At 67.7% G+C, this 22453-nt stretch carries 24 protein-coding genes and 1 pseudogene; 11 read left to right on the top strand and 14 right to left on the bottom strand.

Features of this window, described 5'->3' with window-relative positions; all coding sequences use genetic code 11:
• Positions 1-197 (top strand): annotated as a pseudogene (locus G154_RS26735) (HNH endonuclease); the annotation flags it as partial.
• Here the strand turns inward: G154_RS26735 and G154_RS06740 are convergent.
• The 3 genes from G154_RS06740 to G154_RS06730 are packed head-to-tail and all read right to left on the bottom strand — an operon-like array spanning position 194 to position 2757.
• Positions 194-796 (bottom strand): hypothetical protein, encoded by a 603-nt coding sequence (locus G154_RS06740; protein WP_023985221.1) that lies wholly within the window; start codon positions 794-796, stop codon positions 194-196. The pseudogene G154_RS26735 and the gene G154_RS06740 overlap by 4 nt on opposite strands.
• Before the next feature lie 30 nt (positions 797-826).
• A complete protein-coding gene (locus G154_RS06735) occupies positions 827-1528 on the bottom strand; it encodes a PaaI family thioesterase (RefSeq protein WP_081649944.1) in 702 nt (233 codons plus the stop codon).
• Positions 1468-2757, bottom strand: coding sequence for an adenylosuccinate synthase (locus G154_RS06730; protein WP_019512806.1), 1290 nt, complete (start codon positions 2755-2757; stop codon positions 1468-1470). Before G154_RS06730 ends, G154_RS06735 begins: the two co-directional genes overlap by 61 nt.
• Before the next feature lie 69 nt (positions 2758-2826).
• Between G154_RS06730 and G154_RS06725 the strand changes: the two genes are divergently transcribed.
• The 3 genes from G154_RS06725 to G154_RS06715 are packed head-to-tail and all read left to right on the top strand — an operon-like array spanning position 2827 to position 5139.
• A complete protein-coding gene (locus tag G154_RS06725; RefSeq protein ID WP_023985220.1) occupies positions 2827-3408 on the top strand; it encodes a hypothetical protein in 582 nt (193 codons plus the stop codon).
• Between the two features lie 13 nt (positions 3409-3421).
• A complete protein-coding gene (locus G154_RS06720; protein WP_019512808.1) occupies positions 3422-4201 on the top strand; it encodes a site-2 protease family protein in 780 nt (259 codons plus the stop codon).
• 44 nt (positions 4202-4245) lie between these two features.
• A complete protein-coding gene (locus tag G154_RS06715) occupies positions 4246-5139 on the top strand; it encodes a cation diffusion facilitator family transporter (RefSeq protein ID WP_023985219.1) in 894 nt (297 codons plus the stop codon).
• 10 nt (positions 5140-5149) lie between these two features.
• Here the strand turns inward: G154_RS06715 and G154_RS06710 are convergent, their stop codons facing one another.
• A complete protein-coding gene (locus tag G154_RS06710; RefSeq protein WP_019512810.1) occupies positions 5150-5566 on the bottom strand; it encodes a DUF3151 domain-containing protein in 417 nt (138 codons plus the stop codon).
• Positions 5567-5646: 80 nt separating this feature from the next.
• Between G154_RS06710 and G154_RS06705 the strand changes: the two genes are divergently transcribed.
• Positions 5647-6339 carry a DUF4878 domain-containing protein gene (locus G154_RS06705; protein WP_019512811.1) on the top strand — a complete coding sequence of 231 codons (693 nt, stop codon included), beginning with the start codon at positions 5647-5649 and terminating at the stop codon, positions 6337-6339.
• A 74-nt stretch (positions 6340-6413) separates the two neighbouring features.
• Here G154_RS06705 and fbaA read toward each other — a convergent pair whose 3' ends face one another.
• Complete coding sequence (gene fbaA, locus G154_RS06700) at positions 6414-7451, bottom strand: class II fructose-bisphosphate aldolase (protein WP_019512812.1); 1038 nt, start codon at positions 7449-7451, stop codon at positions 6414-6416.
• A 102-nt stretch (positions 7452-7553) separates the two neighbouring features.
• Between fbaA and G154_RS06695 the strand changes: the two genes are divergently transcribed.
• Both G154_RS06695 and G154_RS06690 read left to right on the top strand, forming a co-directional pair.
• Positions 7554-8078, top strand: a complete 525-nt coding sequence (locus G154_RS06695) for a lipoprotein LpqH (RefSeq protein ID WP_019512813.1) — start codon at positions 7554-7556, stop codon at positions 8076-8078.
• 25 nt (positions 8079-8103) lie between these two features.
• A complete protein-coding gene (locus G154_RS06690; protein ID WP_019512814.1) occupies positions 8104-8796 on the top strand; it encodes a DedA family protein in 693 nt (230 codons plus the stop codon).
• On the opposite strand, the gene G154_RS06685 is transcribed toward G154_RS06690, so the two are convergent.
• Entirely contained in the window at positions 8793-9395 is a 603-nt protein-coding gene (locus G154_RS06685) for a TetR/AcrR family transcriptional regulator (RefSeq protein ID WP_031601300.1), read from the bottom strand. The genes G154_RS06690 and G154_RS06685 overlap by 4 nt on opposite strands.
• Positions 9396-9445: 50 nt before the next feature.
• Between G154_RS06685 and G154_RS06680 the strand changes: the two genes are divergently transcribed.
• Positions 9446-10870, top strand: a complete 1425-nt coding sequence (locus tag G154_RS06680) for an MFS transporter (protein ID WP_023985217.1) — start codon at positions 9446-9448, stop codon at positions 10868-10870.
• On the opposite strand, the gene nhaA is transcribed toward G154_RS06680, so the two are convergent.
• From nhaA to clpB, 7 genes are all read right to left on the bottom strand, one after another.
• Positions 10867-12654: a Na+/H+ antiporter NhaA gene (gene nhaA / locus G154_RS06675; RefSeq protein ID WP_019512817.1), complete on the bottom strand. Its 1788-nt coding sequence runs from the start codon at positions 12652-12654 to the stop codon at positions 10867-10869. The two genes, G154_RS06680 and nhaA, sit on opposite strands and share 4 nt — an antisense overlap.
• Complete coding sequence (locus G154_RS06670; protein ID WP_019512818.1) at positions 12651-13760, bottom strand: glycoside hydrolase family 76 protein; 1110 nt, start codon at positions 13758-13760, stop codon at positions 12651-12653. The genes nhaA and G154_RS06670 overlap by 4 nt, the downstream gene beginning before the upstream one ends.
• Before the next feature lie 15 nt (positions 13761-13775).
• Positions 13776-14429 (bottom strand): RNA methyltransferase, encoded by a 654-nt coding sequence (locus tag G154_RS06665; RefSeq protein WP_019512819.1) that lies wholly within the window; start codon positions 14427-14429, stop codon positions 13776-13778.
• Entirely contained in the window at positions 14422-15318 is an 897-nt protein-coding gene (locus G154_RS06660) for a hypothetical protein (RefSeq protein ID WP_023985216.1), read from the bottom strand. Before G154_RS06660 ends, G154_RS06665 begins: the two co-directional genes overlap by 8 nt.
• The gene (locus G154_RS06655) at positions 15318-16085 is read right to left on the bottom strand and encodes an SDR family oxidoreductase (RefSeq protein WP_019512821.1); all 768 of its coding nucleotides are present in this window, start codon (positions 16083-16085) and stop codon (positions 15318-15320) included. Before G154_RS06655 ends, G154_RS06660 begins: the two co-directional genes overlap by 1 nt.
• Entirely contained in the window at positions 16086-16919 is an 834-nt protein-coding gene (gene ttfA, locus G154_RS06650) for a trehalose monomycolate transport factor TtfA (RefSeq protein WP_019512822.1), read from the bottom strand. It abuts the gene before it with no gap.
• A 136-nt stretch (positions 16920-17055) separates the two neighbouring features.
• Positions 17056-19602: an ATP-dependent chaperone ClpB gene (clpB, locus tag G154_RS06645; RefSeq protein ID WP_019512823.1), complete on the bottom strand. Its 2547-nt coding sequence runs from the start codon at positions 19600-19602 to the stop codon at positions 17056-17058.
• Between the two features lie 163 nt (positions 19603-19765).
• Here clpB and G154_RS06640 point away from each other — a divergent pair, with 163 nt between their 5' ends.
• Genes G154_RS06640 through G154_RS06630 form a run of 3 tightly spaced genes read left to right on the top strand, consistent with a single transcriptional unit; the run spans position 19766 to position 21490 of the window.
• Positions 19766-20404 carry an adenylate cyclase gene (locus G154_RS06640; RefSeq protein WP_019512824.1) on the top strand — a complete coding sequence of 213 codons (639 nt, stop codon included), beginning with the start codon at positions 19766-19768 and terminating at the stop codon, positions 20402-20404.
• Positions 20401-20793, top strand: a complete 393-nt coding sequence (locus G154_RS06635) for a hypothetical protein (protein ID WP_019512825.1) — start codon at positions 20401-20403, stop codon at positions 20791-20793. The genes G154_RS06640 and G154_RS06635 overlap by 4 nt, the downstream gene beginning before the upstream one ends.
• 25 nt (positions 20794-20818) lie before the next feature.
• Entirely contained in the window at positions 20819-21490 is a 672-nt protein-coding gene (locus tag G154_RS06630; RefSeq protein WP_019512826.1) for a GAP family protein, read from the top strand.
• Here G154_RS06630 and G154_RS06625 read toward each other — a convergent pair whose 3' ends face one another.
• The gene (locus G154_RS06625) at positions 21491-22441 is read right to left on the bottom strand and encodes a hypothetical protein (protein ID WP_019512827.1); all 951 of its coding nucleotides are present in this window, start codon (positions 22439-22441) and stop codon (positions 21491-21493) included. It abuts the gene before it with no gap.
• Positions 22442-22453: the final 12 nt, after the last annotated feature.

Below are 22453 nucleotides of genomic sequence, written 5' to 3'. Positions count from 1 at the left end.
TCCCCCACAACAGATCCGACGTCGAAATCCCGAGAACACGACACATCACCCTCATCGATGAGCGCGACCGCGAACCCGATATCCCACGGCGCCAACGCACCCGGCAACACGACCGCGACTACCGCATCAACGCCGAACGTACCCGCAACGCAAGAGAACTCGCCCTCGAAAACGCCCGCGGACAACCGGACTTCTAGGCGCGAGCGGCCCGCCGCAGCAACAAGACACTGACCACCAGCACCCATGCCGGGAAGGCGAGCGTCAGCCACATGCTGAGGTCGCTGGCGATCAGAAGTCCCAGTGCGGCAACGTAGGTCGAGATCACCAACCAACCCGGCATGAGCTCGGTCTTACGCCAGATGGTGGCCAGCGAGATCATGAACACCGCTGCCATCCGGAGTCCGTAGGTCTTCGACACCGTCAGCAGCACGAATTGCCCGAACTCCGCAACATCTGGATCCATTGCCGCACCACTGCGTTCCAGCCCGGCACCGACCCCAGCGGCAACGAACATCATCGCCAAGAACAACAGACCGCTGCCGATGAATACCGTCGAGAAGAACCGGTCCTCGTAACCGCCCAATCCATCGCGAACCACCGCCATGAACCACAGGAACGCTATCCCGGCGAACGGCATGATCTTCGCGGCGACATCCAGGTTCGTACTGCCCTCTACCAGCCACTGCGCACCCGAGTCGGCACCCTCGGGCAGCGCCAGTCGGATCAGGACCAGCGCAGTCCCGAACAACACCGCGAAAACCACCCCGGCCGCCGCGGCAGCCCGCGGGGTCGTCAGCCTGTCCGTCACACAGACATGGTCACACGATCAGGGCTGACCGGGCAGCAATCTGATCATCAAACCGTTGCTCTCGGCCAACAGCTTCCCGTCGCCGTCGACCAGTTCGGCATTCACAAACGCCTTGCGCCCCTCGGATTCACGCACCCACCCACGCGCGGTGAGCGTCTGGTCGATCGGGGTCACGGCTCGGTAGTCGACATGCAGAAAAGCGGTCCGGCTGACGGGTCGGCCCGCCGCGTGGATCACCATGCCGAACACCGAGTCGAACAGCAGCGGCAGCACCCCACCGTGCACGGCGCCGTTTCCGCCGACGTGATATCGGCTGAACTGCACCGTCAGTTCGACACCGTCGGCGTCGAACTTGGTGATCTGCCATGGCGGCATCAACAAGCTGCCCGCCCCGGGCAGGGACGGCACCCTGCTCGCGGGCCCGACCCCCTCGGCGGCCCGATGCGGTTCCAGCAGGCCCACCAGCTGTTCGGCCAGATCGGCTGCGGCATCCCAGGTCTCACCATCGGGATCGGCCGATACCGCGAGGTCCTGCGCATGACGCATCGCCGTCAGGAAGCGGGCGAATCCCGGGCCCGGATCCGCGAGCTCGAAGACCGGAAACCCGCCGTGCCGGTCGTACTCAGGGTCGGCTCGGCGCGGATCCAGCCCGAAGTCGGTCACGCCAGGATATCCCGGCGGACAATCGTCTGATCCCGCCCCGGGCCGACGCCGATGCATGAGACCTGCGCTCCGGCAAGCTCTTCGAGCCGCAGCACGTAATCGCGGGCGTTCTTCGGGAGATCGTCGAACTCCCGCGCACCGGAGATGTCCTCCCACCAACCGGGCAACTCTTCATAGATCGGCTCGGCCTTGTGGATATCGGCTTGGGTCATCGGCATCTCGTCGGTGCGCTTGCCGTCCACGGTGTAGCCGACGCACACCGGCACCGTCTCCAGGCTCGACAGCACGTCGAGCTTGGTTAGGAAGTAGTCGGTGATGCCGTTGACGCGGGTCGCGTACCGGGCGATCACGGCATCGAACCAGCCACAGCGCCGGGCCCGGCCGGTCGTCACGCCCACCTCGCCGCCGGTCTTGGCCAGGTACGCCCCGTGCTCGTCGAACAGCTCGGTCGGGAACGGGCCCGAGCCCACCCGGGTGGTGTAGGCCTTCAGGATGCCCAGCACCGTGGTGATGCGCGTCGGCCCGATACCCGAGCCCACCGACGCACCGCCTGCGGTCGGGTTCGACGAGGTGACGAACGGATACGTGCCGTGGTCGACGTCGAGCAGGGTGCCCTGCGAGCCCTCGAGCAGCACCGTCTGACCGTCCTCCAGCGCCTGGTTCAGCAGCAACCGGGCATCGGAGATGCGGTGCTTGAAACCCTCGGCCTGGGTCAGCAGGTTCTCCAGAACCTCGGCAGGCTCGAGTGCCTTGCGGTTGTAGATCTTGACCAGCACCTGGTTCTTGAAGTCCAGCGCCGCCTCGATCTTCTGCTCGAGCAGTGCAGCATCGAGCACATCGGCTGCCCGGATGCCCAGGCGCGCGACCTTGTCCTGGTAGCAGGGCCCGATGCCGCGACCCGTGGTGCCGATCTTCTTGCTGCCCATGTACCGCTCGGTCACCTTGTCGATGGCGACGTGATACGGCATGAGCAGGTGCGCGTCGGCGGAGATCAGCAGCCGGGACGTGTCGACCCCGCGCTCCTCCAGACCCGAGAGCTCGGTGAGCAGCACACCCGGGTCCACCACGACACCGTTACCGATGACGTTGGTGACACCCGGGGTGAGGATTCCCGAGGGGATGAGGTGCAGCGCGAAGTTCTCACCGGTCGGCAACACCACGGTGTGACCCGCGTTGTTACCTCCCTGGTAGCGAACTACCCATTGCACACGTCCACCGAGCAGGTCGGTGGCTTTACCTTTGCCCTCATCGCCCCACTGGGCGCCGATGAGCACGATTGCCGGCATGGCATTTCTCCCGCTTAAAGTGATGCAGCCGGTGACCCACCCTATCCGAGCGGAGCCGTAGGAGTTGCGTTGGCCACACATGACGTGGGCGTTTTGTTGTTCGGCGGTCGTCGGACACCCCGTTCGCTGCGCGGACTACCGGGGATTTCTCCCGAGGAGGTGACCGATTTCCGGCGCGTCATCGTGGTCGGCGCCGACGCCGATCTGGCCTCGGTGCTCAAGCGTCTGCTGCGGGCGGACCGCCTCGATATCGAGGTCGCGCACGTGCGCAGGCCCTGGGGAGCGGGTCGGGCGTTGTCCGGTCGGGCCACGCGGGTGCCGCTGATCAGGGACGAAACGGGGTCGGTGATCGTGGGTGCCGCCGTCTGGGTCGGCGCGAATTCGGCATTGGTCGGTGAGGCGGTGGTCGACGACACGGTGCTGTTCGACGGCGAGGTCGCCGGGGTGCGGGTGGAACCGATTGCCGACCAACCCGGGCTGCGCGCCACCGTGTTGTCGCGGCGCATGCGGCCGGGCCGCTGGGTGACCGGACGCGCCGCGCAGCTGGGGACGCCGGGTGCGTTGGTGGTCCGCGACGGCGAGCCGAGCACCCGCGCGGTCAAGCGGTCGACGTTCTACCGGCACACACAGGGCTGGCTATCGGTGCACTAGGTAGCGTCGGGACGTGAACATCAGACCTCTGCGTCAGTCGGTGCGCCCCAGCCCGATCTTCCTGGCCATCGTCGGGTTGACCGTGGCAGGCGGGGTGGGCGCGTGGTTGTGCGCCGACCGCGTGCAGACGCTCTCCTACGTCTCGGTCTTCGTGCTGGTGATCGCCGGCTGGTTGGTGTCGCTGTGTCTGCACGAGTTCGGCCACGCCTACACCGCATGGCGGTTCGGCGACCACAACGTCGAGGTCCGCGGGTACCTGACGCTCAACCCGCTCAAGTACGCCAATCCGCTTCTGTCGCTGGGCCTTCCGATGTTGTTCATCGCCATCGGCGGGATCGGGCTACCGGGCGGTGCGGTCTATCTGCATACCTCCTGGATGACGGCGCGCCAACGCACGCAGGTCAGCCTGGCCGGCCCGCTGGCCAACCTGGTGCTGGCCATCCTGCTGCTCGGCGCGACGCGCCTGTTCTACGACCCGGCCCACGCGGTGTTCTGGGCCGGCCTCGCATTCCTGGGCTTCCTTCAGGTCACCGCCGTGTTGTTGAACCTGCTGCCGATCCCCGGCCTGGACGGCTACAACGCCCTGGAACCCCATCTGAGCACCGACACCCAGCGCACCCTGGACCCGGTCAAGCAATGGGGTTTCGTCATCCTGCTGATCGTGCTGCTGGTGCCGCAGCTCAACCAGCTCTTCTTCGGTGCGGTGTTCTGGTTCGTCGAGCTCTCCGGCGTTCCCGGCCCGCTGGTCTCCCTGGGCGGTGGCCTCACCCGATTCTGGTCCGCCTGGCTCTAGGGCGCTCTTGCAACATATGCATACTTCCGCATATATTCGGCGGCATGGGTGCCGGACATGACCACAGCCACGGTGGAAGCGATACGCGGGTAGGCCGCATGATGATCGGCGCGGCCATCCTGGCCACGTTCTTCGTCGTCGAACTCGTCACCGCGCTGAGCATCAACTCGATCGCCCTGCTCGCCGACGCCGGCCATATGCTCACCGACCTGGTCGCCATGTTCATGGGGCTGACCGCGGTGCTCATGGCCCGCCGCGGATCGACCTCGGCGGCGCGCACCTACGGCTGGCACCGCGCCGAGGTGTTCACCGCCGTGGCCAACGCAGCACTGCTGTTCGGTGTCGCCGCATTCATCCTCTACGAGGCCTTCGAGCGCCTCGGCGATGCGCCCGATGTCCCCGGCGTGCCGATGATCGTGGTCGCCCTGGCGGGACTGCTGGCCAATATCGCGGTGGTGCTGCTGCTGCGCTCGGACGCCGAGCACAGCCTCGCCGTCAAGGGCGCCTACATGGAGGTCGTCGCCGATACCGTCGGCAGCATCGGCGTGCTGATCGCGGGCATCGTCACCGTGACCACCTCCTGGCCCTACGCCGACGTCGTCGTCGCCGTCCTGGTCGCGCTGTGGGTACTGCCGCGCGCCGTCGCACTGGCCAGGGCCGCGCTGCGAATCCTCAGCGAATCGTCACCGGCGCACATCGACGTCGAGGAACTGCGCAGCGATCTGGAGTCGGTCGACGGCGTCACCGGCGTGCACGATCTGCACGTCTGGACGCTCGTTCCTGGCAAGGACATGGCCACCGCACACCTGACCAGCAGCGCGGACTCCTCGCGGGTGCTGGTCGATGCCCGGGCGGTCCTGGCCGCCCACGGCCTGGAGCACGCCACCGTCCAGGTGGAGCCCACCGGCGATGACGATTGCGGGGCCCACGGCTGTTGAGAAAGGGGTGTCAGGCCAGGCCCAGCGCCGCACGGGCGTCCGGGTCACAGTCGTCGAGCAGGTCCAGGCACCGGGCGTATTCCGGGGTCTCCCCGATGGTCTGGGCCGCCTTCGCCAGCGATGCCACACAGCGCAGGAAACCGCGGTTGGGCTCGTGTGCGTAGGGCACCGGACCGAAACCCTTCCAGCCATTGCGGCGCAGCTGATCGAGCCCGCGGTGATACCCGGTCCGTGCGTAGGCGTACGCGGTGACGGGCTGTTCGTCGGCCAGCGCCGCCTCGGCCAGCGCGGCCCAGGCCACCGACGCACTCGGGTGCGCCGCAGCCACGATGGCGGGCTCCTCGCCCGCCGCCAGTTCCTCTTCGGCCTCCGTATCACCCGGCAGCAGCACCGGATCCGGCCCCAGCAGGTCACCCATACGCGTCATGGGCCTATTGTGCCGTGCGGGGATATGCCGCCAGTGACTAGGCTTGCGGAGAGCGTTCGCGAGGGAGGACCGCAGCAGGGATGTCGAACCCAACAGAACCCGGGGACCCGAACACCGAGCCCACCGCGGACGCATCGGAGGCCGAGGATTCCTCGGAACGCCGGTTCACCGCGCCGTCGGGATTCGACGGCTCCACCCAGATCATCCAGTCGGTGCCCGAGCCGCCGACCGAGATCTTCGCCGCGGGTGCGCCGACGGAGATGATCGACACCTCCAAAGTGGCTGCGCCTCAGGTGATTCCGCCCCGCGAGGATGCACCCAAGGCGTCCACGCGCAGGCGCAGCTGGGGCTGGGTTATCGCGGTGGTGCTGGTGATCGCCGCCGTGGCCGCGGTCGCGATCCTCGGCACCGTGCTGCTCACCAGGGGCAGTGACGGCGCCGCCTCCCAGGAGGATCAGGTTCGCTCGACGATCGAGAACTTCGATGTCGCGATCCAGAAGGGCGATCTGGCCGCGCTGCGGGGGTTGACCTGCGGCGCCACCCGCGACAGTTATGTCCGCTATGACGACAAGGCCTGGACCGACACGCATCGCCGGGTCGCGGCGGCCAAGCAGTACCCCGTGGTGGCCAGCATCGACGAGGTGGTCGTGGTCGACGATCATGCCGAGGCCAACGTGACCACCTTCATGGCCAATGCCCCGCAGACCCGGTCCACCCGCAGCTTCGATCTCCAGTTCCGCGACGACCAGTGGAAGATCTGCCAGAACGGCTGAGCAGAAGAAAAAATCGGCGCGTCCCCGGCTGGGGAACGCGCCGATTCTTGTTCTCCGGTCCTGGCTGTCGTGACCTAACCGGCAGAGACCGACCGGCCTGCGCTGTGCAGGTCGTTGCAGGCCTCGATGACGCGCTCGGTCATCCCGGCCTCGCCCTTCTTCAGGTAGCTGCGCGGGTCGTAGACCTTCTTGTTGCCGACCTCGCCGTCGATCTTGAGCACACCGTCGTAGTTGGTGAAGAAGTGCCCGGCGATGGGACGGCTGAACGCGTACTGGGTGTCGGTGTCGACGTTCATCTTCACCACGCCGTAGCGCAGTGAGTCCTCGATCTCGGACTTCAGCGAGCCCGAGCCGCCGTGGAAGACGAAGTCGAACGGCTGGGCGCTGTCGGCGAGGCCGAGCTTGGCCGCGGCGACCTGCTGGCCCTGCGCCAGGATCTCCGGCTTGAGCTTCACGTTGCCCGGCTTGTACACCCCGTGCACGTTGCCGAAGGTGGCCGCCAGCAGGTACTTGCCGTTCTCGCCGGCGCCGAGGGCGTCGATGGTCTTCTCGAAATCCTCGGAAGAGGTGTAGAGCTTCTCGTTGATCTCGGCCTCGACGCCGTCCTCTTCACCGCCGACGACACCGATCTCGATCTCGAGGATGATCTTGGCCTCGGTCGACAGCTTCAGCAGTTCCTGCGCGATCTGCAGGTTCTCGTCGATCGGCACCGCGGAGCCGTCCCACATGTGCGACTGGAACAGCGGGTTCTGGCCGTTCTTGACGCGCTCGGCGGAGATGGCCAGCAGCGGGCGGACGAAGCTGTCCAGCTTGTCCTTGGGGCAGTGGTCGGTGTGCAGTGCGACGGTGATGTCGTACTTGGCGGCGACGACGTGGGCGAACTCGGCCAGCGCGGTGGCGCCGACAACCATGTCCTTGACCCCGAGGCCGGAACCGAATTCCGCACCGCCGGTCGAGAACTGGATGATGCCGTCGCTACCCGCGTCGGCGAATCCCTTGATCGCGGCATTGATGGTCTCCGAGGAGGTGCAGTTGATCGCCGGGAAGGCGAACGAGTGCTCCTTGGCACGGCCGAGCATCTCGGCGTAGACCTCGGGCGTGGCGATGGGCATGGACTTCCTCCTGGGTCGCGTGCGCTGTCCCAGGCAGTATCTCAAGAAGCCCCCGACGGCGGCAGGGCGGATGCCGGGTACACCGGTTACTCTCGGGTAGAAATGCGCGCGCTGCCGGTCCCGACCCTGTTCGTCATCCTGGCCACCGCGATGGCGGGCACGCTCTCCGGGTGCGGGCAGCCGGCCCCGCCCGAGACCGTCCCCACCACGGCATCGGCCCCTCCCCCACCACCGGTTCAGGTCGACTCGGTGCCTGCCGGCACCGCGCAGGTCGTCGTCAACGGCGCCCCGGGCCCCACCGGCCCGGTGCAGTGCGATGACGCTGCCGGCCCGCTCACCATCAGCATCGGGGAATCATCGCTGGGGGTCACCGTCATCATCGACGAGCCCGACGACGAGGCCGGCCAGGATGCTCCCGCCGTGCGGTCGGTGACCATCGGCGACGTCGGCGGCGTCGCCCTGGCCTACGCCTTCGGCGTCCCGGTGCCCGCAACGGCCGGACGCGCCCCGACCGTGCTGCGCAACGACGCCACCTGGATCGTCACCGGGTCGGGCAGCGGCACCGATTCCGCCGATCCGGCGCGCATCGTCGATTCCAGCTACCGGATCGCCGTGGCCTGTCCCTAAGGTCGAGCCGGTATCTTCGAACCCCATGACCACCACCCTGGCGCTCATGCCGGATTTCATGGACCCGATCAACCTGCTGAGCTACTTCGGCACCTGGGCCTTGATCGGGCTGCTGGTGGTCGTCTTCGTCGAATCCGGGGTGCTGTTCCCGATCCTGCCCGGTGACTCGTTGCTGTTCGTGGCGGGCATGCTGGCCGCGGGCATCCAGACCGCCTCGGCCGAGGGCAACGTCGCCGACGTCAACTTCCAGCTGTGGCAGCTGCTGGTCTTCATCCCGGTCGCGGCGATCCTCGGCGCGCAGCTCGGTTACTGGATCGGCCGCAATGTCGGTACGGCGATGTTCAAGCCGAACGCGCGATTCCTCAAGCAGAAGTACCTCGACGAGGCGCATGTGTTCTTCGAGCAGCGCGGGCCCTTCGCCATCGTGATCGCCCGGTTCGTGCCGATCGTGCGCACCCTGGCGCCCATCACCGCCGGCGCGGCCAAGATGAACTATGCGGTGTTCACGCTGTACAACGCCATCGGCGCCATCGTCTGGGGTTGCGGGCTGACACTGCTGGGCTTCTGGCTCGGCCGCTTCGAGATCATCCAGAAGCTGCTGGAGCCGATCGTCATCGGCATCGTCATCCTCTCGGTGCTGCCCATCGCCATCGAGTGGTACAAGCGGCGCAAGGCCGTCAAGGACGCCGGCGAGGGACCGCTGGCCGAGCAGGGCTAGAGCCCGCCGCGCAGGGCGTCGAAGAGCGCCGTCAATCGCGCCCGGTGATCCTCGACCACCGGATCCGGTGCGTCCGCGGCGATGACACGGCGCGCGGTCCCGGTCAGCACCGTCGTGTAACCGGCGATGAACAGGGCGGCGAACAGCGTCGGGTCCCCGTCGAACTCCGCGTCCACCTCCAGATCGGCGGCCAGGGTCTGCTCCAGTTCCGCGGCGATCTCCCTGGCCCGCGCGATCAGCGCGGGTGAGGCGGCCACCGTCCGATAGAACGGGATCGATCCCGCTTTCACCCCGGACAGCGCGTGGCGCTCGTCGACCAATCGGAAGGACGCGTCGCGCAGCGAGGTCAGCGCGTCGACGCCGGCACCCCGGTCGCGCACGGCCGCGCGCAGGATCGCGACCGCATCCTCCACGCGGTCGAAGAGCAGGTCCTCCTTGCGGGGAAAGTGCTTGAACACCGTCACGCTGGACACACCGGCCTGACGCGCCACATCGGCGACGGTGACGGTGTCGAACCCGCGCTCCAGGAACAGCATCGTGGCGACGTCGGAGATCTTGCGGCGGGTCAACGGGCCCCCGCGCTCCGAAGTTCTCGGCATGACCATCCCATCTGTTGACTCACTAAGTTTAGTGACTTAACTTAGTGCGTATGTCCGTTGCTTCCCGCATTCTGCCTCCCCGGTCACTGACCCAGACATGGATGGCCCTGACGGGTCTCAGCGCGGTGTTCCTCTTCGAGATGCTCGACAACTCGGTGCTGACCGTCGCCCTGCCCACCATCGGCCGCGATCTGCACGCCTCGACGACCGCCCTGCAGTGGGTCGTGGGCGCCTACGCCGTCGTGTTCGGCGGGCTGATGCTGGTTTTCGGCGCGCTCGCCGACCGGTTCGGTCGACGGCGGCTGATGATCATCGGCCTCACCCTGCTCGCCGCAGCCAGCCTGGCCACCGCCTTCGTCACCACCGCCGAACAACTCATCGCGGTCCGAGTACTCACCGGCGTCGCCGCGGCGATGACCACGCCCGGCTCGATGGCGCTGGCGTTCCGGCTCTTCGACGAGGACACCCTGCGACTGCGCGCCATCACCCTCATCTCCACCGTCGGCCTGGTCGGGCTGGCCATCGGACCCACCGTCGGCGGACTGGTCATCCAGATCGCCCCGTGGCAGCTGCTCCTGCTGGTGAACGTCCCGATCGCCATGCTGGCGATCATCGGGGTGGGTCGCGGCGTGGCGGCCGACCGCCCGGCCGATCTGCACCGCGACCCACTGGACCTCCCCGGTGCGGCATTGGGGACCACGACGATCGTGCTGGCGCTGCTGACGCCCACGCTCTTCGTCGACCGCGGTGTCGGATCATGGCTGCCGTGGGCGACCGCCGCGGCAGCCGTCACCACCCTCGCCTTGTTCGTCGTTCGTGAACGGCGCACAAGCTTTCCGCTGATATCTCTGGAAATCATTGCACGCCCGTTGGTTTCGAGCGGGTTGGCCTTCAAGGCAGCCGCCGGGCTGGCGGTTGCGGGCCTCGGCTATCTGGTGACGCTGCAGTTGCAGCTCGACTGGGGGTGGCCACCGGCGCTGGCCGCGCTCGGCATGCTGCCCCAGGTCCTCGTGTTGATCGCGGGCAGCGCCTTCGTCGATCCGTTCGTCCGCCGCGTCGGACCCGAACGTGCCGCCTGGCTCAGCGCCTGCACCGTGGTGATCGGCCTGGCCGTGTTCGGGTTTTTCGGCCGGTTCGGCTATCCGTGGGTTGCCGTGTCGCTGGCCCTGGTGGCCGCGGGCATGCGGGTGGTCGGCGTGGTCGCCGCGCTCAACGTGCTGCGCGGGCTGCCGGAGGACCGGACCTCCCTCGGCACCGCACTGACCGATACCGCCGCACAGGTGACCTCGGCGATCGGGATCGTCGTCACCGGCACCATTCTGGCGGCGCTGTTCACCGGCTCGCTGGCAACCGGGAACTGGACCACGGTGCAGACCGGCCAGTTCCGGCAGGCCGTCACGGTGGCCGGGCTGGTGCTCACCGCTCTGGCAGCGACGCTGGTGGTCTTCGGTTCGGTGCGCGGGCGCAGCCGTTAACCCTCCAGCGCGCGGATCAGGCTGGCGGCGTCGTACGGCCCGGTGTGCCGAACGCCATTGACGAAGAACGTCGGCGTCCCACCCAGATCCATCAGTTCGGCATCCTCGATGTCATCGGTCACCCGGTGCATCACCCTGGCCGACTGCACATCCTCGTCGAACTTCGCGATATCGCAGCCGACCCCGTCGGCGTAGCGGTAGATGTGCTGCCATTCCAGGTGGTCCTGCATCTCGAACATGCGGGCACCCATCTCGAAGAACCGCCCCTGCAACGCGGCGGCCTCACTGGCTCGGGCGGCATCCACCGAATGCGGGTGCACCCGTTCCAGCGGCAGATGCCGCCACACATAGCGCAACCGATCCCCGAAATGCGCCCGCACCTCGTCGATCGAGCCGGTCGCTCGGCTGCAGAACGGGCATTCGAAGTCGGCGTACTCGACCAGGGTGAGCGACGCGTGCGGATTTCCGGCGATGTGGTCGCGCTCGATATCGACGGGGCGCAGCAGGGTGGCGCCGACGGCAACCGGTGGGCTGAGCCGGTCGGTGACGGCGAACAGCAACCAGCCGAGGGCGAACGCCACCACCGAGGCCACCAGCACACCGACGCGGGCCAGATCCTGGCTGACCGGATCGCTGATCGCGATGTCGACGATGAACAGCGAGATGGTGAACCCGATCCCGGACAGCGCCGCGCCGCCGGCCACCCGGCGCAGGGTCAGCCCCGGCGCCAGTTGGCCGAGGCCGCTGGCCCGCACGATGGCCGTCGCCGCGGTGATACCGACGAACTTGCCGACCACCAGGCCGGCGATGATGCCCCATGTCAGCGGGGAGCGGACGGCCAGTTCGATGGTCTGCATGTTGAACTGCACGCCGGCGTTGGCCAGTGCGAACACCGGCAGGATCAGGTAGGACACGTACGGCGTGAACGTGGTCTGCAGCCGCTCGTTGATGGAGATCGAATCACGCAGCCGTCGTGCCGCTTCCCGCGCGTACTCGGAGTTCGGGGACTGCCGGAAGACACCGATCATCTCGACGGCCTCCTCCACCCGGTCGCGTTCGGGGGTGAAGACCGGGATCAACAGGGCCACCGCGACACCGGCCAGCGTCGGGTGCACGCCGCCCTGCAACAGGGCGAGCCACAATCCCAGACCCAGCACGAAGTAGGCCGGGCCGCGCGCGGCAGGCAGCAACCGCACCATGGCCAGCAGTGCGATCAGCACCACCGACAGCAGCAACGGCCAGATCCGGATCTGATCGGAGTAGAACAACGCGATCGCCAGCAGCGCACCGACATCGTCGACGACGGCCAGGGTCAGCAGGAACGTCCGCAGCCGGGACGGATGCTTGGGCCCGATGATGGCCAGCGCGCCGACCAGGAAGGCGGTGTCGGTCGAGATGACCACACCCCAGGCCCGCGCCTCGTCGCCGCTGGGATTGAACAACAGGAACACCAGCGCCGGCACGATCAGGCCGGCCAGCGCGGCCAGCACCGGTACCGCCGCCCGGGACCGGTCGGTCAGTTCACCGATGACGAACTGGCTCTTGACCTCGAGGCCGACCAGGAAGAAGAAGAATGTCATCAACGCGTCGTTGACGAGATGTTTGACGCTCATCTCGGCGTGCATGCTGCCGAAGGTCAACCCGACGTGGGTGTCCCAGAAATCGGTATAGCTGTGCGCCCACGGCGAATTCGACCACAGGATGGCCAACAGGGTGAACAACAGCAGCAGACCGGCAGCAGTGTTCTCGCCGCTGCGCGCGGCGGTCGGGTTGCGCCGGATCACGCGGTACCGGCATCCAGGGTGTGGGCGACCTCCATCAGCATCCAGCCCGACAACTGCACCGACAGATCGCGTTCGGGCATCTCGGAGGCGTTGACCGCACCGTCCACCGACTGTGCGGCCTTGGTCGCCGCCTGCGGCACCTCGGCGTTGCGATCCCAGAACGGGCCGAACAGCGGCATACCGTCGACGGTCTGGCGGTAGTCCCACGCCGACTGCGCGGAGGTCAAAACGATCGTGCGTGCGGTGGCGCGGGCCTGCTCGTCGGCGGGAGTGCTGCCGGGCAGATCGGTGGCGACCAAGGCCAGATAGCGGGCGGTGATGGCGTTGAACAATCCCCCGTCACCACCGCCGGCACCGCGGATGACGCCGCCACTCGTCATGTGCTGCTCGACGGCGGCGACCAACCGGTGCACCCGTTCGGCGTGCTCGAGGTCGCCGGTGCGGTTGGCCAATTCGACCTCGAGACCGAGCACGACCCCCTGGCAGTAGGTGTACTGGGCGCGCACCAGCGACCCGGCCTTGATGCCGTCGAAGACCAGCTTGGTCTCGGGATCGATCAGGGTGTCCTCGATCCAGTCGGCCATCTGCTGCGCGCGGCGCAGCCGGTCCTCGGACCGGGCCAGGAAGATGCCGGCCGGACCGTTGGCCGGGGCGTTGAAGAACTGATCCTGTTTGCGCCAGGGAATTCCGCCGCCGTCCTCGGGAACCCAGGAGTTGAGGAACTGCTCGGTGAAGGTGCGCAGCGCCTTGGGTCGGCCGACACCCACCAGCCTCTCGGAGCGTTCCAGGGCCAGGGCCAGCCAGGCCATATCGTCGTAATAGCTGTTGGTCCAGCGCAGGTTGTTACGAAGATGGTGACCGCGGATCTGACGCTTGATCCTGGTCAGGCGCTGCGGCTGGGGATCGCGCAGCTGGGCATCGACCAGGCAGTCGAGCAGATGCGCCTGCCACCAGTAGTGCCAGGTGCCGAAGAGCGACTGGTTGCGCGCCGCCGGCCACGCGGTGACCCCGAGTTGGGTTCCGGGCAGCCCCCACAGCCGTCGCAGGTGCCGCGCGGTGACGGCGGCCTCCGAACTGGCGGCGCGATTTGCCCATACCTCGACCATGGGCACGATTTTGCCCTACCAGGCCGCGGTTATGTCGGCATGTGTGCGGACCCAGGCGTGCATCGCGATACCGGCAGCCACGCCGGCATTGATGCTGCGGGTCGAGCCGAACTGCGCGATGGACACCGTGAACGCCGCACCGGCCGACGCCTCCGGGGTGATCCCCGGGCCTTCCTGACCGAACACCAGCAGGCAGTCGCGCGGCAGCACCGCGGTCTCCAGCGGACGCGATCCTGGCACGTTGTCGACCGCGACGACGGTCAGCCCGGCTTCGGCGGCGAAGGCCAGCAGTGCGGGGGTGTCCTCGTGGTGACGCAGCCGCTGATAGCGGTCGGTGACCATGGCGCCGCGACGGTTCCAGCGGCGCCGCCCGACGATGTGCACGGTGTCCACGGCGAACGCATTGGCGGTGCGCACCACGGTGCCGATATTGGCGTCGCTGCCGAAGTTCTCGATCGCGATGTGCAACGGGTGCCTGCGCCGGTCGATATCGGCGATGATCGCCTCGCGGGTCCAGTACCGATATGCGTCGACGACATTGCGGGTGTCACCGGCGCGTAGCAGCTCAGGGTCGTATCGGGCGGCGTCCGCTCCGGTGGGCAGGGGTCCTTGCCACGGTCCGACGCCGGGACTTTCGCCCCACTCGGTGGGTCCGGGCGACTCAGTCATCGGGGGTGGTCCACAACGCGGCGTGGGTACCGACCACCGAAACGGTCGGGTACAGCAGCGCGGCGTTGATCTCGCCCTGGGTGCACAGTGAAGCCCGGATCGCGACGGCATCGCGGGTCTCGTCGGGCAACACCAGCAGCGAGGACCCGTACGCCGAACAGGCATACGAGAGGCCCTTTCCCGGCAGTGTCGGACCGGTGAGCACCATCAGCGGCCCGCCGCGGTGCTGCGAATCCTCCCGATACCGCTGCGCCAGACCGTCGATCGACAGACCGAGCAACATGTATCCGTTACCGGTGAACGCGTCGGGGTCACCGATCGCCTCGGGCCGCAGCTGTGACCCGTCGGCGGCGAATCCGTCGACGCTGGTGGAGGTGATGACCAGTCCGGTGTCGTTGTCCGGCGTGGGTGCCAGGCCCAGTGGGAAGGCGGCCGGGTAGGCGACGGTGGTCTTCGGCATCCGGTCCTTGGGCGAGTACACGTAGATGCCGCGCACCTGACTCTGGTCGCGCAGCGGGCCGAGACAGACGGTGCCGCTGAGCCTGGCGGGATCGGCGGCGGTGACCGGTTGCAGGTTCAGGTCGGTGACCGAGTCACAGCTGCCGACGGCGGTGGCCTCCAGCGGATGCGACAGCGCGCCGTAGAGACCGAAGCGCAGGCTGTCCGCGGCGACATGGTCGGCGTTCTCGTCGGCGACGGCTGCGTCGACGTCCACCAGCACCTGGTTGCCCTCGAAGCGCAGATTGGCCACCGAGATGTTCCAGCCGAGCAGCGACTGGGCCTCGCCGAGGGTGGCCTGCTGGGCGCCGAAGGGCCCCTGGTGATCATCGCTTGCTGCACATCCAGCCACCAGCATGACGGCCGCCAGCAGCGCGATGGCGGTGCGGATCACGTGCGATCACGGCCCTTGCCGACTCGTTTCGTCAAGCCGCGCAACAGGGTTCGCGGAAGCAGTCGACTACCGGTGGTCAGCGCCTTGTACTGCAGGCCCGGCACGATGACGACCTCGTGGTCGGCCACGCCGGCGAGGGTGTCCTCGACGACATCGTCGACCTCCAGCCAGAACCAGGACGGGGTTCCGGCCATATCGATACCGGCCCGCTCGTGGAATTCGGTACGCACGAATCCGGGGCACAGGGCGTGGACGCCGACCCCGGTGCCGCCGAGGCCGTTGGCCAACCCCTCGGAGAAGGCGATCACCCAGGCCTTGGAGGCCGAGTAGGTCGACCCGCGACCCGGCATCAGGCCGGCGACGCTGGCGACATTGATGACGGTGCCGGTGCCGGCAGCCAGCATGGGGGGCAGCGCGGCATGAGTGAGCGCCATGACGGCGGTGACGTTGACGTCGAGCTGGGACTGCAGCTGCGCGTAGTCCGCGGTCCAGAACTCACCGGAGGTGCCGAACCCGGCGTTGTTGATCAGCACCTGCACGCCGTCGCGCAACCGTGCGCAGACGGCATCGCGGCCGGCTTGGTCGGCGAGGTCGGCGCGGAGCACCTCGACGGAGACACCGTGCCGATCACCCAGTTCGGTGGCCAGCGCCCTCAGCCCGTCGGCATTGCGGGCGACCAGGATCAGGTCATGGCCGTCCGCGGCGTAGCGGCGGGCGAATCCGGCACCGATGCCCGAGGTCGGGCCGGTGATCAGTACCTGCATCTACCGCTGGAAGTGGGGCGCCTGGCGGGGCTGGTGCACCGGCGGGCGTTGCTGGGTGTAGCGGCTGACATCGCTGCGGCTAGGCGGCTGATCGCCGCGACCGGCGGGCAGTTCGGCCGGGCTCTGCAGCGCAGCGGGCCGGGGCGCCAGCGGCCGGCTCGGGGAGCCGCTCCGGCGGGCCAGCGCGGGCTGTCCGGCGCGGGCGCCGTTGGTGCCGGGCTGCTGCACGGGCGGGAGCACCCGCAGCAGGTCGTTGAACTGGCGCACCGTGCGCAGGCCCTCGTCCCACTGGGCGCGAGTGCTGGTGACCGGCATGGCCACCAACGTCCAGTTCTGCTCGTTCCACATGATCTCGGCGCAGTCCGGTGCGGTGTGGGCGAAGGTCACCATCCGGCGGTCGCAGGCCCGGCGGGCCGCATCCAGATTGGTCGAGTACACCATCCGCGGGCCGATCGCGCCGAGCAGCCAGATATCGCTCTCGCGGGGCTCCTTGATGTCCTTGAGTCGCAGGTCGACCACCACATTGGTGCCCACCTTGCGGTGCAGGGCGATCACGGTGGCCACATCGTCGATATCGAAGATGAAGACCGCCTCGCCGCGGATCTGGCCGAGCACCACGTTGCGGGCGTGGGCGCTGTCACCGACGGTTGACATCACGCCGCGCTTCCAGCGGTCGAGGATGTCGGCGGATTCGTGTTCGTAGTCGAACCCGTGCGACTTCGCCCACGACTTACGGCGTCGGCCGAGACCTCGCCGACGGCCGAAATCCACGTACAACAGGACTGCCGCACTCACGAAGCAGAGTGCGGACAGCGTGAACCAGAGAGGAACCATCGCCCTCAGCGTACTTGCTGGACCGGGATTCGCCAGAACTCGAAGTGGTCACAATCTTCGACCGGAACGCCGAATGGCCACTTATCGCCCGGAATCTTTGCGAAACCGTGCAACAAGTGGCCACTCAGCGGGCAGGTCAGCCCAGGACCAGACCGTCACCTGCCGCGTTGACGTTGACGGGGACGACGTCGCCGTCGTGCACGTCGCCGGCCAACAACATCCTGGCCAGCTGATCGCCGATGGCCTGCTGCACCAGCCTGCGCAGCGGGCGGGCACCGTAGAGCGCATCGAAACCGCGCTCGGCCAGCCATTGCTTGGCAGGCAGTGAGACCTCCAGCACCAGACGCCGCTGAGCCAGCCGCTTCTGCAACTGGGCCAGCTGGATGTCGACGATGGAGACCAGCTCCGCCGGGTTCAGCGCATCGAAGATGAGCACATCGTCGAGCCTGTTGATGAACTCGGGCTTGAAGGCCGAGCGCACCGCCGCCATCACCTGCTCCTCGCTGCCACCGGCGCCCAGGTTGGACGTCAGGATGAGGATGGTGTTGCGGAAGTCGACCGTGCGGCCCTGACCATCGGTCAGCCGACCCTCGTCGAGCACCTGCAGCAGCACGTCGAACACGTCCGGGTGGGCCTTCTCGATCTCGTCGAACAGCACCACCGTGTACGGACGCCTGCGCACCGCCTCGGTGAGCTGACCGCCCTGGTCGTAGCCGATGTAGCCCGGAGGCGCACCGACAAGTCGCGCGACGGAGTGCTTCTCGCCGTATTCGCTCATGTCGATGCGGACCATGGCGCGCTCATCGTCGAAGAGGAACTCCGCCAGCGCCTTGGCCAGCTCGGTCTTACCGACACCGGTCGGGCCGAGGAACATGAACGAGCCGGTCGGCCGGTTCGGGTCGGCCACTCCGGCGCGGCTGCGCCGCACCGCATCGCTGACGGCCTGCACCGCGGAGCGTTGCCCGATGACGCGCTTGCCCAGCTCCTCCTCCATGCGCAGCAGCTTGGCGGTCTCGCCTTCGAGCATGCGCCCGGCGGGGATGCCGGTCCAGGCCTCCACCACCTCGGCGATATCGTCGGGCCCGACCTCCTCCTTGAGCATCACGTTCTCGCGCGCCTCGGCGACCGGCAGTGCGGCGTCGAGCTTCTTCTCCACCTCGGGGATGCGGCCGTAACGCAGCTCGGAGGCCTTGGCCAGATCACCGTCGCGCTCGGCCCGGTCGGCCTCGCCACGCAGCGATTCGAGCTGCTCCTTGAGCTCGCGCACGACGTCGATGGCGCCCTTCTCGTTCTGCCACCTGGTGGTCAGTTCGGAAAGCTGTTCCTTCTTGTCGGCGAGCTCGGCCCGCAACTTCTCCAGCCGGTCCTTGGACGCGTCGTCCTCCTCCTTGGCCAGCGCCATCTCTTCGATCTCCAGGCGCCGGACCAATCGCTCGACCTCGTCGATCTCGACGGGCCGGGAATCGATCTCCATCCGCAGCCGGGATCCGGCCTCGTCGACCAGGTCGATGGCCTTGTCCGGCAGGAAGCGGCTGGTGATGTAGCGGTCGGAGAGGGTGGCGGCGGCGACCAGCGCCGAGTCGGTGATGCGCACACCGTGGTGCACCTCGTAGCGATCCTTGAGGCCACGCAGGATGCCGACGGTGTCCTCCACCGAGGGCTCCCCGACCAGCACCTGCTGGAAGCGGCGCTCCAGGGCGGCGTCCTTCTCGATGTACTTGCGGTACTCGTCGAGCGTGGTCGCGCCGACCAGACGCAGTTCACCGCGCGCCAGCATCGGCTTGATCATGTTGCCCGCGTCCATCGCGGATTCACCGGTGGCACCGGCGCCGACGATGGTGTGCAACTCGTCGATGAAGGTGATGACCTGTCCGGCCGAGTTCTTGATGTCATCCAGGACGGCCTTGAGCCGCTCCTCGAACTCACCGCGGTACTTGGCGCCGGCCACCATGGACCCCATGTCCAGTGAGACGACGGTCTTGTCCCGCAAGGACTCCGGCACATCGCCTGCGATGATGCGCTGGGCCAGGCCCTCGACGATGGCGGTCTTGCCGACACCGGGCTCACCGATGAGCACCGGGTTGTTCTTGGTCCGGCGGCTCAGCACCTGCACGACACGACGGATCTCGTTGTCGCGCCCGATGACCGGGTCGAGTTTGCCTTCGCGCGCCCGCGCGGTCAGGTCGGTGGAGTACTTCTCCAGCGCCTGATAGGTGCCCTCGGGATCCGGGTTTGTGACCCGGGCGCTGCCGCGCACCTTCACGAAGGCGTCACGCAGTGCCTGCGGGGACGCGCCCGCACCGGTGAGCAGCTTGGCGGTATCGGAGTCGCCGCTGGCCAGCCCGTACAGCAGGTGCTCGGTGGAGACGTACTCGTCGTCCATCTCGGTGGCGAGATGCTGGGCGGTGGTGATCGCCGCGATCGCATCCGGGCTCAGCTGGGGTTGCGAGGTGGAGCCCGAGACGCTGGGAAGCCGCCCGAGCATGCGCTCGGCCTCGGCCCGGATGGTCGCGGGCTCTACTCCGACCGCCTCCAGCAGTGGTGCAGCGATGCCGTCGTTCTGGGTGAGCAACGCCATCAACAGATGGGCGGGAGTGATCTGCGGGTTGCCTGCGGTGGTCGCCGCCTGCAAGGCCGAGGTCAGTGCCGCCTGGGTCTTCGTGGTCGGATTGAACGAGTCCACGACACCTACCTTTCTAGGTTGTGCAGCTTGGTAAAAATGCTTGTCGTGTAGTGCAACGCAGTCAAGGTTGAGTCTGTTCCGCTCAAGTCTATCTTTTTTAGACGTCGGTGACACACAGTCTCCGCGCCCGGCCGCAGTGGCGGCTAGGGACTAACGTCGGTTCATGTCCGAATCCCAGGAATTCGGGGACTTCGAGTTCGAGCGCAAGTTCTACGTCGAACAGCTGCCCGCCGTCGCCGCCCTCGATCCCCGACCCGCCCTGATCGTGCAGGCCTACCTGTTCGCCGCCGACGGGTACGCGGTGCGCATCCGCCTGCAAGGTTCCGCACCGGAAAACCTCGATGCCACGCCGGCCGAGCTGATCGACGCGCTCGGCGACGACGCCATCGGCACCATGACCGCCAAGGGCCCCGCCGCCGGTGGCACCCGATACGAGGCCGAACGCAATCTGGACCCGATGGTCGCCGGGCAGATCGTCGCGCGCGCCGCGCATGTCATCGCCAAGGTCCGCTACTCGGCCTGGCTCGGCGAGGACGGCTGGGTGATCGACCGGTTCCTCGGTCGCAACGCCCCACTGCTGCTGGCCGAGGTGGAACGCAACGCACCGGTGGTCGACCTGACCATTCCGGCCTTCTGTGCCACCGAGGTCTCCGAGGACGACCGTTTCCGCAACGAATACCTGGCTCACCGTCCCTTCGGGGGGTGGGCCACCGCCTATCGCGACGAGCTCGCCCGCGTCGGCCCCCGCTTCGTCGACACCCTCGGGCACAACGATGTCGAAGGGTCCTCGCAACGACCATGACCCGGCTGGTGGTGGTGCTCATCTGCACGGCCCTGAGCCTGGTCGGCTGCGCCCGGTCCACCACCGGGACCGCCTCGGCGCCGGACGATGTGCAACCGTGGTCCGCCGAAGCGCAGATCGTCGAACTGGTTCAGGAGTTCGAATCGGCCTGGAATACCAGTGATTTCGATGGCCTGAGGCAGTTGATGTGTGCCGAGCTGCTGGCTCAGGACGTGTTCTCCGACGATGAACTGCAGGACGCCCGCGCCGACGGCACGCTGGATCTGACGATCCTGGAGTTGGAGGTCGACGGTTCCACCGCGCGCGCGGTGATCGAGAATCACGGTGCGGACGCCGACGAGATCGCCTTCGTCAGCGAGGGCGGCCGGTGGAAGTGGTGCGAATACTGACCGGCACCTTGCTACCTTCTGCTGCATGACCACAGGTTGGGGATCACTACTTGCCGAGCTGGCCCCGCTGGCGATGGTGATCGCGCTGTCCCCGTTGTCGATCATCCCGGCGGTGCTCGCCCTGGACAGCGCCCGCGCCCGCCCCACCGGGCTGGCATACCTGGCCGGCTGGCTGGTCGGGCTCGGGGTGCTCACCTCGGTTTTCGTGGCCGCTTCGGGACTGGTCGGATCGTTCGACGAACCCCCGGGCTGGGCGTCCTGGTTGCGGCTGGTGGTGGGCGCCGCGCTGATCGTGTTCGGCGGTTACCGGTTCGCCACCCGGCACAAGTCCGAGCACTCCCCGGCCTGGATGCGCAAGCTCAGCGGCCTGACCCCGGCCCGCGCGGCGGCGACCGCGGCGGTGCTGGCGGTGGTGAACCCGAAGGTGCTGTTCATCTGCATCGCCGCGGGGCTGGCCATCGGCAGTGCCGGTGTCGGTGTCGAACACGCCTGGCTTGCGGTCCCCTACTTCGTGGTGGTCGCCGCGAGCACCGTCATCGTGCCGATCGTGGCCTACACGATCAGCGGTGAGCGACTGGCCGGACCACTGCGTCGGCTACGGATGTGGATGGAGCACCAGCACGCCACGCTGGTCGCCGCCATTCTGCTCGTGATCGGCATCATGGTGCTGTACAAGGGTATTCACGGATTGGCTTGATCAGTTGGTGTAGTCCCAGTACTGCAGCCACCGGACCGTCCCGAACAGCCACAGCGTCACCACGTAGGCCAGCGCGATCGCCGAGGCGCCGGCCACGTTGCTGCGCCAGCCCGAGCCCTCGACCGGATCGAGCCAGCGCCGGAACGGTTTTGACGCCCAGGGCATCAGCCACCACTGCATCAGGACGACGCTGGCCACCTGACTCAGCCACAACGCCAGCCACGGGTCCGCTCCCGAGCGATCCAGCTGCGGCCCGAGGAATCTCGACAACAGCATCACCGTCGGGTAGAGAACCAGCATCACCAGCATGGCCGACTTCCAGTTCGGCGTCATCAGCACCCGGCCGCCCTCGGTGCGCACCGTGGTGCCGAACGCGGTGGTGCCCGACACCGATGCGAACTCGCCGCGCAGGCTCGACCGCAGGGAGGGCAGGGCATTTTCCCGTTGGCGCGATGACGTCCACGCGGCCAGCTGCCGGTCGGTGCGGAATCGCAGCACCGACAGCGCTTCCTCCTCGCCCTGCACGAACAACGAGGTGCCCTCGTAACCGCTGAATCCGCTCGCCGCCGCGGTGAGATGGGTTTGCGATTCCAGGAATTCGCCGACCCGGCCCGCCCTGATCTGATGCCGGAAAGCACCGATTCCGGGTGGCGGTGCACCCGTCCCGTCAAGCAGCAGTGCCGGCGCGGCGGACCGCCAGCCGAGCGCGGCACCGGCACGCATCACCTCTGCGCGCTCCGCGCTGTCCAACCAGTCATCGGCCGCGGCGCCCGCGCTGAAACTCACTGCCAGCGCCGGCTCGAAGGGCCCGTCGACCACCGACACCCACGCCGCGACATGACCGGCTGCCGCCGACGCGGATGCCACCACCGTGTCGGCCCACTCGGAGAACGAGCCGTCGCCACCGTGGTGAAACACCAGAATCGCCGTTGTCTCTTCGATGGTGCACACGGTATCGCGGCA

Origin of the sequence: Mycobacterium sp. VKM Ac-1816D, from assembly GCF_000416385.1 — a bacterium.
Lineage (GTDB): Bacteria > Actinomycetota > Actinomycetes > Mycobacteriales > Mycobacteriaceae > Mycobacterium > Mycobacterium neoaurum_A.
This window is presented reverse-complemented; position numbering and strand designations above follow the sequence as displayed.

Excerpts from the sequence above, each read along its gene's own strand:
- G154_RS06735 (WP_081649944.1), bottom strand. The coding sequence starts at position 1,528 with ATGCATCGGCGTCGGCCCGGGGCGGGATCAGACGATTGTCCGCCGGGA.
- G154_RS06730 (WP_019512806.1), bottom strand. The coding sequence starts at position 2,757 with ATGCCGGCAATCGTGCTCATCGGCGCCCAGTGGGGCGATGAGGGCAAA.
- G154_RS06715 (WP_023985219.1), top strand. The coding sequence starts at position 4,246 with ATGGGTGCCGGACATGACCACAGCCACGGTGGAAGCGATACGCGGGTA.
- G154_RS06710 (WP_019512810.1), bottom strand. The coding sequence starts at position 5,566 with ATGACGCGTATGGGTGACCTGCTGGGGCCGGATCCGGTGCTGCTGCCG.
- G154_RS06705 (WP_019512811.1), top strand. The coding sequence starts at position 5,647 with ATGTCGAACCCAACAGAACCCGGGGACCCGAACACCGAGCCCACCGCG.
- fbaA (WP_019512812.1), bottom strand. The coding sequence starts at position 7,451 with ATGCCCATCGCCACGCCCGAGGTCTACGCCGAGATGCTCGGCCGTGCC.
- G154_RS06695 (WP_019512813.1), top strand. The coding sequence starts at position 7,554 with ATGCGCGCGCTGCCGGTCCCGACCCTGTTCGTCATCCTGGCCACCGCG.
- G154_RS06690 (WP_019512814.1), top strand. The coding sequence starts at position 8,104 with ATGACCACCACCCTGGCGCTCATGCCGGATTTCATGGACCCGATCAAC.
- G154_RS06685 (WP_031601300.1), bottom strand. The coding sequence starts at position 9,395 with ATGCCGAGAACTTCGGAGCGCGGGGGCCCGTTGACCCGCCGCAAGATC.
- G154_RS06680 (WP_023985217.1), top strand. The coding sequence starts at position 9,446 with ATGTCCGTTGCTTCCCGCATTCTGCCTCCCCGGTCACTGACCCAGACA.
- G154_RS06670 (WP_019512818.1), bottom strand. The coding sequence starts at position 13,760 with ATGGTCGAGGTATGGGCAAATCGCGCCGCCAGTTCGGAGGCCGCCGTC.
- G154_RS06665 (WP_019512819.1), bottom strand. The coding sequence starts at position 14,429 with ATGACTGAGTCGCCCGGACCCACCGAGTGGGGCGAAAGTCCCGGCGTC.
- G154_RS06655 (WP_019512821.1), bottom strand. The coding sequence starts at position 16,085 with ATGCAGGTACTGATCACCGGCCCGACCTCGGGCATCGGTGCCGGATTC.
- ttfA (WP_019512822.1), bottom strand. The coding sequence starts at position 16,919 with ATGGTTCCTCTCTGGTTCACGCTGTCCGCACTCTGCTTCGTGAGTGCG.
- G154_RS06640 (WP_019512824.1), top strand. The coding sequence starts at position 19,766 with ATGTCCGAATCCCAGGAATTCGGGGACTTCGAGTTCGAGCGCAAGTTC.
- G154_RS06635 (WP_019512825.1), top strand. The coding sequence starts at position 20,401 with ATGACCCGGCTGGTGGTGGTGCTCATCTGCACGGCCCTGAGCCTGGTC.
- G154_RS06630 (WP_019512826.1), top strand. The coding sequence starts at position 20,819 with ATGACCACAGGTTGGGGATCACTACTTGCCGAGCTGGCCCCGCTGGCG.